General features: G+C 66.7%; 2 protein-coding genes. Both read right to left on the bottom strand.

The window, feature by feature from the left end:
- Positions 1–377: 377 nt before the first annotated feature.
- A complete protein-coding gene (locus A3Q7_RS0103430; RefSeq protein ID WP_232417804.1) occupies positions 378–2,036 on the bottom strand; it encodes a ShlB/FhaC/HecB family hemolysin secretion/activation protein in 1,659 nt (552 codons plus the stop codon).
- A 38-nt stretch (positions 2,037–2,074) separates the two neighbouring features.
- On the bottom strand, positions 2,075–18,154 hold the full coding sequence (locus A3Q7_RS0103425) for a leukotoxin LktA family filamentous adhesin (RefSeq protein WP_018410451.1): 16,080 nt from the start codon (positions 18,152–18,154) through the stop codon (positions 2,075–2,077).
- Positions 18,155–18,255: the final 101 nt, after the last annotated feature.

The following is an 18,255-nucleotide window of genomic DNA, read 5'->3' as shown; positions in this document are numbered from 1 at the left end:
ATCCGGACTGGGTCCCTCCGCCCGACAAGCTATTCCTACGCTTGCCACGGCAGAACATACAAGCGGGCTTGCCCCGCGATGCAGCTTCAAACGAAGCCGCCGGGCAGTGGGGGCCGCTGGCCCTCACCCGGCGCTGCGCGCCACCCTCTCCCGCTTATGCGGGCGAGGGTCACATCGGCGACGGCGCCTGCCTTACTTACCTCTCCCACATCAGTGGGAGAGGGGCCGGGGGTGAGGGCGAATCGGCTCGCCCGCGATACAGCCTTGAACGGAGCCCGCGGCACGCATCCGCCGCATCGCGGCCAGAGGCCGCTCCCACAGCAGCTCGCTCAAACCACGAACGGAGCCGGGGTTTGGTGGGAGCGGGCTCGCCCGCTCTAGAACAACTGTGCGACGAGCTGGAAATGCACGTAGTAGTCGCGCGGGTCCTGGATGCGGTCGCGGATGGGCAGGCCGAAGGTGAGGCGGGCCTGCACGCGTTCGTTGATGTTGGCGTTCACGCCCCAGCCATAGCTGGCCAGGGTATCGGTGCCGCGTGTCGATTCGTTCGGACGGAATGGCTTGGTCGCGCCGTAGTCCAGGAACAGGAAGCCGCTGGTGCGCATCGGGATTTCCGGCGGCTGCGGCAGCGGGTGATGCAGTTCGACCGACGCGGTCAGGCCCTTGTCGCCGCTGAACAGCGCGGTCTGGTAGCCGCGCACGCTGCCTTCGCCGCCGATCAGGAACTGTTCGCTGGACGTGAGGTTGTCGTCACCCGTGTACTGGAAGGTGAAACTGTTATGCACCGACCAGCCGGGCGCCAGTTCCTGCACGCGGCGCACGGCGCCGCGCCACACGCTGAACGAGGTGGTCACGATGTCGTCGATGGGCTTGGCCTTGCCATGCGACCAGTTCAGCGACGCGTTCCAGATGCGGTCCCGCTCCCACCACTGCCCATCGACGCCGAGCGACATGTCGTCGATGTCGGTGGACTGGAACTTGGTGCCGAAGGTCCAGCTTTCGGTCTTGCGCGTCTTGGCGCCGACCAGCAGGTCGAGCTGGTGGTCGCTGCCGATCAGCAGCGGGTGGCGCAACTGCGCGGTGTAGGCGGTGGATTCGCCGCGGATGCGCAGCGCGGTGAACGGGCCGTTTACGATGCGCGTATGGTCGTTGAACCAGGACAGCGACAGCCGGGTGCCCAGTGTGCCGAGTGGAAAGCTGTAGCTGATGGCGCGGCCCTCGTGACCGTCGGCGCCGGTCAGCGTGACCCCCAGCGAATCGCGGAAGCCGAGCAGGCTGCGGTTCTGGTAGAACAGACCGACGCGATAGACGCCGGTGGCCTGACTGCCGCTGGTATCGGTGAACAGCCGCATTTCGTGCCGCTTCGGTTCGCTCGCGCTGACCGCCACATCGGTTTCCGCGAAGCGCGCGCCCGGCTTGAGTTCGGCGCGCAACTGCACATCCTGCGTGCGGTTGAATCGCTGCAGGCCGCGCTCCAGCGCGCCCACGTCGGCCAGTTGCCCAGGTTGCTGCCCGACCCGCGCCAGGATGAAATCGGTGGAGGTCGTGGCATTGCCGTCCACCGTCACCTTGCCGATACGCCCTTCCACCAGCTTGATGGTGATCGCGCCATCGGCCACTTCCTGCGGCGGCAGCACCGCCTGCGCGGTGGGCACGCCCTTTTCGCGATACAGCGCGTTGATGCGGTCCACCAGCGCCTGCACATCGGCCAGCGATACCTCGCGCCCTTCCAGCGTCGCCGCCAGTTCGCGCAGGGTGGATTCCGTCAGCACTTCCGACGCAGTGAAATCGATGCGTCTCAGCATGAAACGCGCCGCCGGTGCGGCCGGCTTTGCCGGTACGCGTTTGATCGCCTCGTCATCGACCGTCGGGCCTTCCGGCGGTTTGCGCTCCTGCTCCTCGCGCAGCCGGCGCTCGATCTCCCGGGCGCGTTCCTGGATCACGCCCGGGTCGGCCGAGGGCGGAATGTCGCGCAACTGCTGCGCGTGGGCCGCTGGCAGTGCCGCCAAACCGAGCAAGGCCAGCGAAGTTTTCACGGCCAACCGATGCAAGCGCCCTACCCGCCGACGATGGCTCACTGGACCTCCTCCTGTTGTTGTTCTTCCGCCTTGCGACGGGCTTCCGCCTCTTCCTCGGTTTCTTCCTCGCCCGAATTGACCGCCGGAATGTCGAGCGGGATGTTCAGCGCGAGCGGCAACGGCTGCGGCACCTGCGACACCGCGTTCTGCCTGTCCGGCGTGAGCACGCGGGTCACCACCAGTTCGCGCGACTGTTCGCGGCCGGAGAAGTCGAGCACGGTATTCATCACCACTTCGTGCAGCGGGCTGCGCGACACGACATAGGGATCGGTCACCAGCTTCCAGCGCTCCAGCAGCATGTTGTTGAACACCTTGTCCGGATGGTACAGCCGGATGTCCGAGTCCTCGCCCACCGTGCTGTTGTTGTCCATATACACCAGCGTGAAGGGGTTGCTGAAGAGCGCGCGGTTCTCGACACGGCCCTGGTCGATCTGCAGATAGCCGCCCTCCATGCTCACTTCCGCATCCAGCACGTCGAAGCGATCAAAGCGCACGCCGACCTCGCTGTCGATCTCCAGATCGACCAGACGCGCCGGCGCGCCATTGCGGCCGACCGCACGCATCGCCAGAGGCGCATCGGTGCCGGTATGGATGACGCGCGCGGTGACCGACTCGGAATTGAAGAACAGCGAGCGGCCCACCGTCAGCGTGCCCAGGTTCAGATCCTCCTTGGCCGACAGGGACAGGATGTCACCGGTGATGCGCGACACGCTGACGCTGCCCTGGTTCGATTCCAGCGTCACGCCATTGCCCGCCGTGACCGCGTCCATCAGGATGTCGTCCTCGGCGATCACCGTGGTACTGCCGAGCACCGCGGTCGCATCGAGCACCGTCACCTTGCCGCCGGAGCGCAGGTCGATATTGCCGCGCGAGGCATACACCGCGGTGCCGCTCATGTCGCCGGTGGTGCGCACGAACACGTCGTCCAGCGCATCGATGCGGCTGATTTCCAGGCCGTCGCGCTCGTCGATATGTACGCCGCCCGCGGTGGCGATCGCCTCGATCTTCGCGATGTCGGTTTCCAGCGCATCCGGTATCGCGATCGGCGAACCGCCGTTCCAGCTCGCGTTGCCAACGCCGCCATCCGCCTGCAGCAGCACACCGGCGCCCGGTGTCGCGGCGACCAGGTCGTATTCGCCGAGATCGCCTCCGTCAAGGATGCGACCGGCGGTGGTGATGCGTATCGCTTCGTCGCCCGCGTACTGCGTGGCTTCGATGCGGCCGACCACCACATCGCCGGTCGCATCGATCGCGATCTGGCCCTGGTCTGCACGCATCAGCGCACCGTCCTGCATGATGAGGCTGCCGGCCTCCACCGTCACGCTGCCCGGAGCGAGCACGTCGCCCGCCACCGCGAGACGGCCGGCCTTCGCGGCCAGCGATATGTCGCCCCCGGCGCTGATGCCGCCGATGTCCAGATCGGCGCGCAGGCCGGGCGCCGGCAGCGCATCGACCGCCGCCAGATGCACGTCGCCACCGGCGGTCGCATCCACCGTGCCGGCGGCACTGATGCGCAGCGGGTCGCCGTCGCCGCCGATATCGTCGGCCGCGCCCAGATTCACGCCGCCATGCTGGCTCTGCACCGACACCAGTGCGCCGCTGGTGCGCGCATCGACGATGCTGCCGGCGCTGGCAAGATGGATGTCCTCGCGGGCGAACACCTCGTTCAGCGTCAGGTCGCCGCGTGCGCTCATCAGGCCGGACACGCCGCTCACCCAGATCTGGTCGCCGGCGCGCACCGTGAGGCCGCCGCCCAGATCCACGGTGAGCGGACGCGACGCGCTGCCCACGCTGCCGGTCGACGCTTCGACGATGAGGCTGCCGCCGCTGACCGCCGCCTGGCTGGTGTCGCGCAGCGAATATTCATATACGCCGCCGCCACCCTTGATGCGGATGGCCTGGTTGGCCTGCACGCGGTCGATATTGATGTCCTGTTCCGAACCAAGGTAGGCGTGCGTGCCGGCATTGATGGTGACGCTCTGCGCCGGCGTGCCGGCATTGCCCGCGATATCGATGTCGTCGCGCTGCAGGATGACGATCTGGTTGGTCGCCTCGTCGAAGCGGATGTCGTCCGCCTCGGCCGACGCCAGCGCCAGCCGCTGCGCAGTCGTCAGATTGCCGACGTCCAGGTCGGCATCGATGGTCACTTCGCCGGACAGCCTGCCGACGCCGCCGCTGGTGTCGATGCGTATCGAACGACCGACGATATTGGCTTCCTCGATGCGCGTTTCGGTATCGGACGTGCTCTTGAACAGCACGCTGGATGGCAGCGCGGTCTTGAGCTGCTGTTCGGTCCAGGCGTAGCCATCGCTCAGTTGATTGATTTCCGTCTGGCTGAGCTGGTAACGGTAGTTGGGATCGAAGGTGGTGTTGCCGAACTGCGACTTGAGCTGCGCGTATTCCGCCGTGCGCTGTGCCTCGAACTGCGCGACATCCACGCCCTGCGACTGCAGCGCGCTGCGCTCGCCGCTGGTGGCCACATAGCGCTCGTTCACGATGTTGCCGCTGCTGCGCATCTGCCAGTAGGTCGCGTACTCGCGCTCGCGCTGCGCCTGGTAGGCATCCAGCGTGTCCTGCTTGCTCTTGCCGGCGCCGCTGGTGGTGGTGGTGTCGTCGATAAGGTTGAGCGTGTCCCACAGCGACAGCAGTTCGGATTCGGCGCGGGTGTCGCGCGTTTCATTGCTGTTGGCATCGATCAGGTCGCCGCTGGCGCTCAGCGTCACATCGCCTCCGGCAGAGGCGATCTGCACGATGCGCACATCGCCGCTACCGCTGTGACGGATGACGATGTCGCCACTGGCATGCGCCTGCAACGTGCCGCCGTCGGCGGCCCGGGTCTGCAGGTTCAGCGCGCGTCCACTGCTGCCTATGGTGCCGGTGCGCGCATCGAGCTGGATGCTGTCGCCGATCACCGCCACACCGTTCTGGATGCTGGCCGCGACGATGCTGCGCTCGGCCTCCAGGCTCACCTTGCCGTCGCCGGTACGTGCCTCGTTGATCACCAGATCGCCGGCCGGTGCCTTCAGCGCGACGTCGCCGATGCGCGTTTCCGCGCTCACCCAGCCGCCGTCCTGCAGATTCACCAGTATCGGTGCAGCTTCGCCACCGATGCCGGTGTCGGCATTGAGCGACACGGTCTTGCCGCTGACCAGAGCGAAGTCGCTGCCGGCCTTGATGGCGCCATCGCTGGACGTGATGGTGGTGGTCTGGTCGCGGTTGCTGACGGCCCCGACCAGGGTCACGTCGCCGCGGCTTTCGATGTTCACCCCGGCCTGCGCCGAATTCGCGTCCCAGCCTATGAATTCGATACTGATGCGCTGGTCGGCCTTCAGCGAATGCACGTTGAAATCCTTCTTGCCCTGCACCCAGGTGTCCTCCACCCAGTAGCGGCGCTCCCAGCACACGCCCGGCGTGCTGGCCACGCATTCCGACCAGGTCTTGCGGCTGGCACGGTAGCTGCCGGTGGTGGAGTAGCGGGTGAGGTCGTATTCGTACAGATTCGACTGGCCCGCCTGATCGACGTATTCGCCGCTCAGCAGCGGATCACCGGTGCGCACCGACGTGAAGGGACCGTAGTCGTAGTTGCCGCTGCCCGACGGGATGAAGCCGATGGCCGAATCCTCGTAGGCCTGATAGACGTCGATCTTCTGGAAGGTGTTGCCGGTGGTATAGACATAGCGCTGACCGGTGAGCGGGTCGTAATGGCTGGTGCGTCCGGTGCCGCCATCCTCTGTCTTGATCGTGACTTCGCTGCCGGTGCTGTCCACCACCTTCTTCTCGATCACGATCTGGTTGCCCAGGCGGGTGATTTCGGTGGTGACCGGACGCAGCGAATTGAAGTTTGCCGCGGCATGATTGGTCACGATGGTGCCGGTCGAACCGTCGTAACGGAAGGCGGTATCAGTGATGCGGATCTTGCCTTCGATGTCGTTGCCGGTATCGATGCCATTGATCTGCAGAGCATAGGACGTGTTGTTGTCGATATTGACCCGGCCGTAGCCATCGACCACCTTCAACTGACCGTTGCCGGTACTGATGATTTCTCCGAACAACTGCATGTAGCCGCCTTCGACCTTCACCGCGTCGACCTCGATCAGCCCGGTTTCCGCGTTGTAGTAGGTGCCGATCTTTCCGGCACGCAGATCGGAGGCGGTGAGCGCGTACAGCGGACTGGCCGGCCGCTCGCCCTTGGCGACGCGCGTGGCATAGTCGTTGGCGAAACCGGCGATGGTGCTGTCCAGGCTGCTCGACAGATCCAGCTTCCAGTCCACCACGCCGGCCTGCACCACGCCATTGATGTCGAGGTAGCGCGCGCTGATGAATACATTGTTGCCGGCGATCACGCCCGGACCGCTGGCCACATGCGGCGTATTGTTCGACTCGCTGTAGGAGTTCGTGGTGACCGGCTGGGCCCGGCCATTGGCTTCCGCTGCTGCCGCCACGCTGCCCCACGCACCGCCCCAGTTGCCGAATTCGTCGCGCGCCAGCGCGGCGCCACCCACGGTGAAGAAGCCATTCACATAGGCCTGCACGAAATTCTTGCCGGCGGCGATGTCGATCGAATCGGCCAGTATGGTCGGCGCGTCCTCGTTGCCCAGACCCTGCACGATGATGCTGCCCTTGGCATTCACCACCTTGACCGAACCGGTCACATTGGTGACGTTGCCGGTGATCTGGATGTCCGGCGCATTGAAGGTGAGCGTCGCGCGCGGATCGGATGGCGGGTTGTAGTCGTTGCGCACCTCGATGCTGGGCGCAGGACTGGATGCCGAAGTCTGCACCGTGCCGAAGGACGCGGACGAACCGCTGGGTGCATTGCGCAGATTGATGGCGGCATTGATCTGGCTGCTGCTGTCACCCGGTATCGTCGCGCCATTGAGCGTGAGCTTGCCGCCGGTGTCGGCGATGGTGAGCTTGCCGGTGCGCAGATAGAACGGACTGTTGTTGTCGATGAAGATTTCGGTGTCCTTGCGCGCCTTCAGCGTGGCGCCGGCACCGCCCACCAGATAGTCGCCGGTGACATTGATGTCGCCGCCGCGCGCCAGCACGTCCTGCACATTGATGTACTTCACCGGCGCGGCTTCGAGCGGCACGAGCTGGTAGACCTGCACGCCGTTCTCGTTGGTCACCAGTTCGCGCGAAGCCAGCCCTTCTTCCAGCAACTGCTGCGTGATGCGGTTGATTTCGTTGTCGTAGGCCGCTTCGGACGCCGCATCACCGGAATACTGCTCGCGCAGCGTGGTGAGCCGGTCGATTTCGCTGAACAGGCTGGCGACGCGGTCCTCGGTCGAAATCGTGTAGTGCACGCCCTCGGTCTGTTCGACGACCTGGATGTTCGCGTCGTCGTAGATGTTGTCCGGGTTGGCACCGGTGTAGTTGATCACCAGGCGCTGCTTGTTCTGGATGCCGGCATCGACCAGGCCATCGACCCGCACACCTGCGCTGCCGGTCAGTACGCTGGTGCCGCCATGCAGATCGAGCGACACATCGCCCTGGCCGACCATGTTGGAGAAGAAGCTGGCTACCGCCGCCGCCGCTTCGCGCCACAGGTCCTTGCCCACGCCCTGGCCATCCGCGATATTGCTGCCGCGGATGGCGCCCAGATTCACGTCCTTCACGCTGCGCACCTGGGCGTTGCCGGCGATTTCCACATAGTTCGTGGCACCCACGGCGGCGTCGGCCTTGAGCTGCGATTCGATGATGGGTGCCAGCGTCTTGTTGAACAGGTCGGTGCGTGCACGCGCATTGATGTCGTTCGACGTGCCCGCCGCATCGCGGCCGGCCATCAGGTTGATGTAACCGTCGGCGCGTATCGATGCACCGTCCGCGATCAAGGTGCTGTTGTTGTAGTTGATCACCGTGGTCGAGGTGCCCATGGCGGCACCCGCCAGACCGTAGGTGCGCGCATTGGCGCTGGTCTGCACGTCGGCGTCGATGCGCGAACCGAAATTCACATCGCCCACCGCATCCAGCCGCGCGCCCTGCCCCAGCCTCACCTCGGCCAGATTGCTGGCGACGATGGACGACTCGGCCTGGGCGATGGCGATCGCGCCACCGGTGTCGAGCTTGGTGCGGTCCTGCATGTCCAGCTCGTTCACCGCGACCATCCTGGTGGCGCCCGGATCATCGACATCGCCGGTCACATTGACCACGGCGTTGTCGCCGATGCCGGCACGGGTGTTGTTGGTGACCAGGCTGTAGGAGCTGGCCGCCGCGCCGGAAATCAGGCCGCCGGTACCGGCGGACGCGTTGAACACGCCATTGGCGAGCAGCGGCTTGAGCGACACATTGCGCGCCAGGATGTCCAGGTCGCGCGTGGTGAGCCGGGCCGCCCCGGCGATGCCGGCGCTCAGGTTGGATACCACCACGTTCGACGACGTGGCACCGCTGGCGCCCGCCAGTGCCGCCTGCACGGTGTCGACCGCGCCATTCCATTTCGCGGTGTGCTCGGCCTTCACCTGTATCGCCTCGGCATCGAGTACGGCATTCGTGCTGCCGCCGCCCAGCACCGCGGTGGTGGTGGCGGTGGTCGAGGTATCGGCGGTGGCGCCGGCGCCGGCCAGCAGGCCGCCCGAACCCGACTCCGCCTCGGCGAAATTGTCGGCGCTGCCGGTGGCCAGCACTTCGAGACGATCGCCGACCGCGCCGGTCACGCCATTGGCGACCGAAGCCGTGGTGGTCGAGGTCGATTGCGTGTCGGCATCGTTGAAGCCGGCGGCCAGCAGACCGACCACCACGCCGGACACCCTGGATTTCTGACGCGTGTCATTGGTGGCCGATACCCGCACGTCGCCATCGACGTCGAGCACGCTGCCCGATGCCAGCGCCGCTCGCACGGTCGAGGTGCTGCGCGCCTGGCTGTCGGTCGCGCTGGCGCCGAGCAGCAGTCCGCCGCCGGATGCCTGGGCGTCGGACGAGGTGGTGAACTGATTCGGCGCAAGAAACTGTGCGGCCGACACGGTGAGGCCGCCTGCGCTCACCTGTGTCGCATGCACCGCGGCATCCACCGTGCTGGTCGACGTCGCCTTGGCGACCGACACGCCGATGTAGGCGGTGAGCGCGCCGCCATAGCCATCCGCTTCGGCATCGACCGACGGCGATGCGCCCGCGCCGATCGTGGCCACGCCATCGCCGTCGAGCATCACGTCCTCGCCGACACGGGCCAGCACGACACCGCTGTCGCTGGCGTCCGCACCGCTGCCATTGCCGGCATAGACACCGCCCGAACCTGCGCGCGAAAAGGCACTGACCGCTCCGGTGCGGGTGGCCGACACGGTCAGCGCGCCGCCGCCCCAATTCACATTGGTGACCTGATTGAGCTGCGCATCGACATCGGCGATGGTGGCGCTGACGCTGCCACCCTTGCTGGCGGTCGATACCACGACGCCGGCCGCCACTGCACCCACCGCGTAGCCCTGCGCCTTGCTGCGCACCGACGAGCTGTCATCGGCATCCACGGTCACGGCACCATCGGCCGAGGTCGCATTGACGGTGACGCCACGTCCGATGCCGGCGGCCACCGTATTGCCCAGGTTGGCGGTCGCCACCGCCGCGCCGACCCCGACCAGCCCGCCGGCCGCCTGGAAGGCCTCGGCGCGCACCGCGTTGCGGTTGCTGTACAGATTGCCGGTTTCCGCCGACACCTCGACATCGTCACCGGCGGTGACCGTCACCAGCCCCTCGATATCGGCCTGCACATTGTGGCGCACATCGGTCACGGCAACCGAAGCGCCCACGCCCGCCAGACCGCCGATGGCCAGACCGCCGGCCAGTGTGTCGATCGCGTCCTTCTCCGACGCGGCCACACGCACGTCGCCATTGGCCGAAATCGTGTCGCGCACACCGTCGGTGTCGCGGATGGCGGCGCTGGTCGTGCCATCGGGCGTGGCGTTCACCGTGCTCTTGGTGGCCACCTGGCCGCGCGCGTTGACGCGATCGATGTCTGACTTCGAGAAATTGCTGTTCGGCGTGACGTTGGCCTTCTGGTTGGCCGCATCGTCGTCCGGCTTGCTCGAATCGTAGGACGCGAGCTGGCCGCCATTCGAGAAGCTGTCCGCCTTGCTCAGCGTGCCATTGTTGTCCTTGTCCGCCTCGCCGCGCGCGTCGCCGTTCAGGCCGGCGTTCACCACGGTCACCGCGACCGCGCCGCCGATGCCGGCGGTGCCGCCTATCGCCGCCGCGGCTGCGGTGTTGTCGAGTTCGCGCGTGGCGGTCGCGGTCACCGCCACATCGTTGTCGACGTACACCGAGGTGTCGGCGACATAGGCCGAGGTGGTGTTGTCGACCTTGGTGACCGATGCGCCCGCGCCCACGCCCGCAATGCCACCCACCGCGCCGGCGCCGGCCACGCTTTCAGTCACCACCGCATCGCTGGCCGATACGTTCAGTCCGCCCGACCGGTTGGCCGAGGAGCCGACGCGACTGTCGCTGACATGGGCGGTGGTCGTGCTGTCGATGATGCCCACCGCGACCGCGCCGGCCACGCCGGCCGCACCGCCGCCGGCGCCGCCGATGGCCCAGGTGCGCATTTCGGTCGAGTTGTCGGCGACCACATTCACCTGGCCGTCGGCATCGACCGAACCGCCGTCCACGCGCGCTTCGGTGGTACTGGTGTCGAGACCGACCGCGAAGGTACCGGCCCCGGCGATGCCGCCCGCGGCGAGGCCGCCGCCCGCGACCAGGAAGACCGAATCATGATCGGCGCGCACGTCGAGCGAACCGACCTGCCAGATCGCGTCGTCGGAAAATGCCATGGTACGGCTGGTGAACTTCGCCACCGAACCGCTGCCGACGACGGCGACCGCGCCGCCGGACGCACCGACGACGATGGAGGACACGCCCTGGCTGGAGCGCGCTTTCACCGTCGACGCGCCTCGGGCGGTCAGCGTGCTGTCGCTGACGCCGGCGGTGGTGTCGCGGTCGAACACATTCACATCGGCCGAGGCGCCGACACCGGCGATGCCTATCGCGATCGAGCCGATGAAGGTGTTGCCGTAGGCATGATCGGACGCCTTGACGCTCACCGCCTGGGCGCTGCCGGCGGTCGAATTGTCGCCGCCATTGATCAGCGAATCGCTGATCGTGGCCCGCGTCTCGCCGTCGATGATGGTGGTGCTGATGGTGGCCGCGACGCCGGCGAACAGGCCGCCGCCCACATTGGCGACCGCGGTCGTGGTCTGGTGCGTTGCACTGGCATTGACCGCGAGGCCGCGCATGTTCTCGCTGCCGCGCGAAGCGGCGAGATCCGGCGCGACGAAGGGATCGCTGGTCGAATAGCCGCCGCCACTGGTGCTCATGCGGTCTATGCTGTCGCGCAGATCCACGCCGCCGATCTCGCCGCTGTTGATGCTGAGGTTGTCGTTCAGCCGCGCGCGTGCCGCGACTTCGCTGCCGCGTATCGCCGCCTCGGTGGTGCCGGTAATCTCGTTGACCGAGATCGACGCCCCCACACCGGCCACCGACACACCGACACCCGCTGCACCCGCCAGCAATGTGATCCTGTCGTCGGACTCCGCCAGCACGCCGACATTGCCGCTCGCCTCCACTTCTGCGCCGTTCTCGATCAGCGCCTGCGTGTCGGAATTGATCAGGTTCACCGCCACCGAGCCGCCGACGCCGACATCGACGCCCGCCCCCACACCCGCCGCAGCGGTCTTGATCGCCGCCAGCGAGTCGGCATCGATCACCAGATGACGCACGTTCAGGCCGCCGCCCCGCGTGCCGGACACCCGGGCCAGCGTGTCGTTGGCGATCTTGTTCACCGACACCGCGGCACCGACGCCGGCAGAGCCGCTGATGCCCACGGCGCCGGCGAGCGAATTGATCGACGCACTGTCGGTCGCGTTGACGGCGACCGACGCGGTGCCGCCACTCACCTCCGAACCGGTGATCTCGGCAACGGTCCTGTTGTCGGTACGGTTACTGGAGGCGGAACCGGCGAAAGCGCCGGTCGCGGCACCCGCACCCGACACCGAGGCGGATTCGATCAGCGAGCTGTTGCTGCCATTCAGCGTGAGCGAAGCCGCGCCCCCCACCGTGCTGTCATGGACCCGCGCGCGCGCGGTGTTGCGCACCCAGTTGTCGCCGATGGCGCCGCCGATCGCGGTATTTCCCGAGAACGCCGCGGCACCGGCCAGCGACTTGATGGTGGAACTGTCGCTGGCGGACACCGTGATCGCCGAATTGCCGGCGCTGTTGCTGAGGGTGGTGCCGACGATTTCGGCGGTGGTGACATTGCCCGCCTCGCCACCTTCGTTGCTGTCGCCGTCGTACTTGCCGATGTGGTTCAGCGTGACCGAACCGGACAGCGCCACGGTCTGGGCACCGCCCACGGCGAGGGCCATGGTGTTGATGGTGGAGGTTTCGGCCGCGCTGACCGACAGCGTGCGCGCATCGCGGATTTCGCTGTCCTCGATCGATGCCAGCGTGCTGTTGCCGATCTTGCTGTAGCCGAAGGCGGCGCCGAAGGCATTCTGGCCTATGCCCACCGCCACCGCGCCCGCCAGCGATTCGAGCGTGGAATTGTCGGTCGCGCTCACCGTCACTGCATTGGTGTCGCCACTGTCCTCGATCAGCGCGTCGTCCACCGTGGCGTCGGTCCGGTTGCCGATGAAGTTCAGCGATATCGAGGCGCTGACCGCCGGATTGGCGCCCAGTGCAACGGTACCCGCCACCGCGAGACTGCGGATGCGGGCATCGGACGACGACAACAGGCTCAGCGAATTCGCGGCGTCGATGTGGGCGCGGTCGATCTGCGCCTGCACGGTATTGGTGATGTCCGCATAGGTGACCGACGCACCGATGGCCACGCTGTTCATGCTGGCCGAAATGGCACCGGCCAGCGTGTCGATGCGCGAGCGGTCGGCCGCGCGCACGGTCACCACGGAGGCACTCACGTCGTCGTGGCCGTCGTCCCGCGACGGCGCGGATATGCCGGCCAGCAGATCGTTGTCGATGAAGTTCACCGTCACCGACCCCGCCGCGGACACCTTGCCGGACACGCCGACGCCGACCGCGATGGACGTGATCACCACATCCGATTCCGCCTTCACATTGAGCGTGCCGCCGGCCGCCGTGACCGTGGCTTGCGCGTCCTCGATCTTCGCGGTCAGATCGTTGCTGATCGAACTCCAGTTGAACGATCCGCCGACGCTGTTGCTGTTGCTGCCGATATTCACCTGCATCACGCCGGCCACCGAGGTGATGCAGTTGCCGCTGGTGGTGACGCCCGCGCCCTGACGACCGCAGTAATCCAGGCCGAGCACGGTGTTCTCGCGCTTGTTGCCCGGCTCGATGATGTTTTCCAGCGTGGCATCGGCGCCACGGTCCTGCGCCAGAACGTCCAGGCTGTTCTTCGCGGTGATGACGGACAGTCCGGCGATGCGCGCGGTCGTGTCGTTGTCGATGTCGGTGATCACCACCGCGCCACCGATGGCATTCGAATCCTGGTTGGCCGAGGCCTGGCCATGCGCCGCGCCGGCACCGATCTCGGTGGCGTTGTAGGCGCGCACGCGCGCGGCATCGATGCCGTTGGCCGTACTGCCCTGGGCGATCTCCGCCAGCACCGTATTGTCGATGTCGGAATAGGTGATCGAGCCGCCGGCGCTGGTCTTGCCACCGAAAGCCAGGGTACCGCCGCCGGTGCCGATGAACATGCGGTTGTAGGCGGTCACGTCGAGCAAGCCACCGGCCACGCCGGCGCCGGTGAAGTCGGTCGAGCGCATGGCCGCGGTGACCGTGTTGTCGACCAGTGACAGCGACAGCGAACCGGTGAGCGATTTCGAATTCTGGCCGTTGTTGCCGCTGGTATTGACCGCCGCGCCGATGGCGATCGAAAGCTGCTCGCCGCCGGCCAGCGCCTGCACCGTCACATTGGCCGGATCGTTCAGCGTCGAGTTCTCGACCAGGCCTTCGACCGTGTTGTCGATGATGTTCACCGACACGCTGCCCGCCACCGCGGCCGAACCGCTCTGGCTCGAATTGCCGCCGCGGTTCAGTGCCGCCGCACCGGATGCGGTGACGATGTCGAGATCGGACACGCCACGCACGGTGACACCGCCCTTGGCCGCTTCGTCCTGCTCTATCGTCACGCCATCGATTTCGGCGCGGGTCACCAGCTTCACATCATTCACCGCGGCGCTGCCGGCACCAGCCAGGCCGAAGCTCGGCTTGCTGCTGGCCGACGGCGAACTGGCAGTGGAATTGCTGCCCTGGCTGACCGAAGTCGGCTTCTGGTCCACGATCGAGGACAGCTTGTTCTGGATGTCGGTGTACTTCTGCGAAATGCTGCCGAAGAAGCCGCTGCTCGAGTTTTCGTTCTTCTCCTGGCCGCCGGCCACCGCGCCGGTCACGGCGATCGCTTCCATGCGACCGTCGGCGCGCGCCTCCACCGACACATCGCCCACCCGCACGGTGGCGCCCGCCACCGTGCGGCTGCTGCTGCGGTTGTCGCCGTCCAGCAGATCCTCGTCGTCGTTGTCGCCGACCCGCGCCTCGGTCAGGTTGTCCGCGCCGATGTAGGCAATGCCCACACCCACACCGGTCGATTCCGACTTGTTGAAGCCGCCGGCGATGGACCACAGCACCGGGGTGTCGGTCGCGGCGAGCGACAGCGAACCGGCGCGCAGCGTTGCTTCGTCATCGACCAGGGCACGCGTGGTGTTGTTCACATCGACGATGGATACCGATCCATTGACGCCGAAACTGGCGCCCGAACCGGCGAGCGTAGCCATGGAAATGACCAGGTCGTGCGCCTCGGCCTCGATATTGACCGCGCTCGCCGCTCGCGTGCCGCTGATCGAATAGCTGCGCTCGCCCGCCGTCGTGCCCGACACGGTTTCGGTCACGCCGCGTATCTGCGCCCCTTCGCGCACGAACACCAGGGTGTCGCCGGTCAGCGTCTCCTGGGTATAGGCCATGCCCAGACCCTTGCTGCCGCTGCCGCCGCCGGCACTGCCCGGAATGAAGTGCCCGCCGTGGAACAGCAGGGTGACGTCGCGCCGCGCGCTCAGATCGACCGGCGACTTGAAGGCCCATTCCTGCAGCACCTGTTCGTCATCATCGGTCGAACTGTCGTCCGCCACGGTTTCGAAGCTGGCCGACCATTCGCCGGTTTCGCTGCCGGTGACATTGAGCTGGGCCGATTCGCCGACCTCGGTCTTCGCCGAATGATCGAAGCGCAGCAAGCTGACCGAACCGGACAGCGCGATGCTGTTGTTCGAGCCATCGGAACGCGATTTCGCGGCCGACGACCCATTGAACACGTCGAGGATGCCGGTCAGGTCGTTGAACCAGTCCTTCACCGTGCTCAGACCGTCCCAGCGCGTGAAGCTGCCGCCGGTGATGAGCGTTTCGCGCACCGGAATGATCACGTCGGATGCGACCGCGATGCGCGGTGCGGTGACCACCGCATTGGCACCGATGCGCGCCAGCGCGTCGTGCGAATAATTGGCGATCGATATGCCGGCGGAGAAGGTGTTGCGCGCGGTATTGCCGGTGGCCTGCGTCTTCGATTGCGATATCGCCGACGCCTCGGTCATCACCTGGATGTCCTGGCCCAGCGTGCGCGCCGCCACCACGGTGCTGTCGCTGGCATGCACGCGGGCGCCGTCGCCTATGGTGGCCGACGCGCTGGCGTCGCTGTCCACCCAGGCGATCGCGCCGCCTATGCGCAGCGGCGTCGAGGTCGGTTTCACCTTCTCGTCGAGTTCTTCACCGCCGAGCAGCTTTTCCCACAGCTTTTCCTCGATGAAGCCAGTGGTATCGGTCAGCGGTTTGGCCTTTTCCTGCGCGGCTTCGATGATGGAATCGTTGAGCGAGGTGCCGACCTTGGCTTCCGAGGTGGTCGCATTGGTGGTGGTGTCATTCACCGCCAGCACGCGCACCCGCGTGGCGTCCGCCACATTCGCATTCAGGCTGGCATTCGCCTCGCTGGAGAACTCGCTCACCGCGACCGCCGCAGCGGCCTTGCCCTCATTGCCAAGCGAGGCAGTGACCGAATGGGTGAAGCTGTTGCGGTTGGTGGCGGCCACCGTCACATCGCCCGACACCTTGATCGTGGCGCCCGCTTCCACGGTCGCGTTCGCCTTCACGTCGGCAAACGCGAGGCCGAGCGCCAGGCTCATCGGCGCATTCGCGTCCTCGCCCGGGTCGGCCGCTTCGATCGCCGCTTCCAGCGTGGCGTCGTTGTTGGCGCGCACGGTCAGATTGGCCGCTTTCACGCTGGCACCCGATTTCACGTCCACGGTGGCGGTCGAGCTGTTGCGCGCATACAGCGCACCCAGGCCCAATGGTGTGTTCACCTGGGTGCCCGGCCCGCTGATACCGGAATCCGGCGCGGCACCGGCGGAGGTCAGGTTGTCGGCGAGCAGCGTCACGTCCTGGGTGGCCTCGACCGTGGAACCCGCCTTCAGCGCGATGGTGGCGGTGCCGACCGCCTGCGAATGCACGATGTTGATGCCGAGCAGCGACAGACCGATGCCGAGCAGGTTTTCCGCGCCGGTGGTCGCGAAATTGGCCGCGTTGTCCTGGAAGCTCGCCTCGTCGTAGATCCAGCGGTTCTGCACATCGGTTGACGCGGTCATGGTCACATTGCGACCCTTGACCGTCGCGCCGTCGAGTTCGATCGACGCGGTCGCCTCGCGATACCCCAGGATGTCGATCAGCGACACGCTCTTCGCGGTGAAGGTGACATCGCCGGCTTCGAATCCGCTGTCGGCGTTCGCCAGCACCTGGCTGCCGGACTTGAGCACGATGACCGGCGCCTCGAAGGTGATGTCGCCCGAATCGCCGGTGGACACGCCACTGGTGTGATTGCCGGCGACGCTGCGGCTGGACACCACGACGTTCTCGTTCACCGTGATGCTTTCATCCGCCTGCAGCAGCAGATTGGCACCGGTCACACTGCCGCCGGACGGCAGGCCCGGATAGCCGGACCCGGTACGCAGCAGGTTGGCGCTCAGGATGATCTTGTCGGGATCGATCAGCACGGTACCCGCCGCGCCACCGTTGCGGCCGTCGGCATGGAACTGGCCGCCGGCCAGTTCCACCGTATCCCTGGCGGAGAACTCGATGAACCCCCCGTCGCCGGACGCTCCGGCGCTTGCATCCATCACCGCGCCGCTGCGGATGAGCGCACTGCGCTGCGCGAGCGAATCGATGCGGCCGCCATGCGAATCCTCGCCGTCACCGGCGGCGGTCACCATGGCATCCACGTCGGCGATGATGTCGCGACCGGCGCGCAGGACGACTTCGCCGCCCGCCACCCCACTGCCGCCGCGCGCATCCAGCGTGCCGGAAATTTCGATGTCCTCGTCCGCCGCAATATAGATGCGGCCGGCCTTTTCGATCACGCGGCTGCCCTGGGCCAGACCTTGCGCGTTCACGACGTCGCTGAAATCGGGCGCCCTGCCCTCGAAGCGACCACCGGTCAGTATCTGGCCACCGACGCTGACGGTGCCGGCCAGCAGCGTCACGTCCTCGACGGCATTGACCCGACCGTCGATGCGGATGGCGGCCGACGACAGCGGCGCCGTGCCATTGAGCAACTGCGCCACCGACCCCGCGTCCGGCACACCGGGTGAGCGGAAGAAGCCATCGACGAAGCCCTGGGTCGGCGTGCTGACCGACAGCGAACCGACATTGACCACGCCGCCCGCGCCCACCACGAAGCCGTGCGAGCTGGCGAAGAACACATTGCCGCCGATGCGCCCGTCGCGCAACGCATTCAGCGTGCCTTGGATGTCCACACGCGAGTCGCGCACGATGTTGATCAGGTTCACCGTACCGTCCGGCAGATGCAGATTGGCGGTATGGCCGGTATTGACGCTGAAATGCCTGAAGGAATTGAAACCGGCGTCACCACGGACAGTCGCGGTACGCACATCGGTCACCGCCCCCGCCGTCGTCACCGTGGTGAGCGTGTTGCCGTCGGTCTGTATCGCCTGCGCCCAGGCCGATGGCGACAGCAGCGCCGGCAGCGTGCTCATGCCGAGCAACAGGCTGGACGGCGCGCGCAAGTTGGCGACCAGGGTGCGCAGCCTGGGCAGGCTGCGACGGCGTTGTGCATTCGGTTTCATGGCAGTGTTCCCATAAGAGCCTTGATCGGCGACCACTTCGGCGATGCCGGAAACGATTCCGGGGAACACCGTGATCCGTCAGGCTTGTTCTGTTCGTTGTG

The sequence above is a fragment of the Methyloversatilis thermotolerans genome (assembly GCF_000372885.1).
Taxonomy (GTDB): Bacteria; Pseudomonadota; Gammaproteobacteria; order Burkholderiales; family Rhodocyclaceae; genus Methyloversatilis; species Methyloversatilis thermotolerans.
Note: the sequence above shows the minus strand (reverse complement) of the source record. Positions and strands in the feature narration are given on the sequence as shown.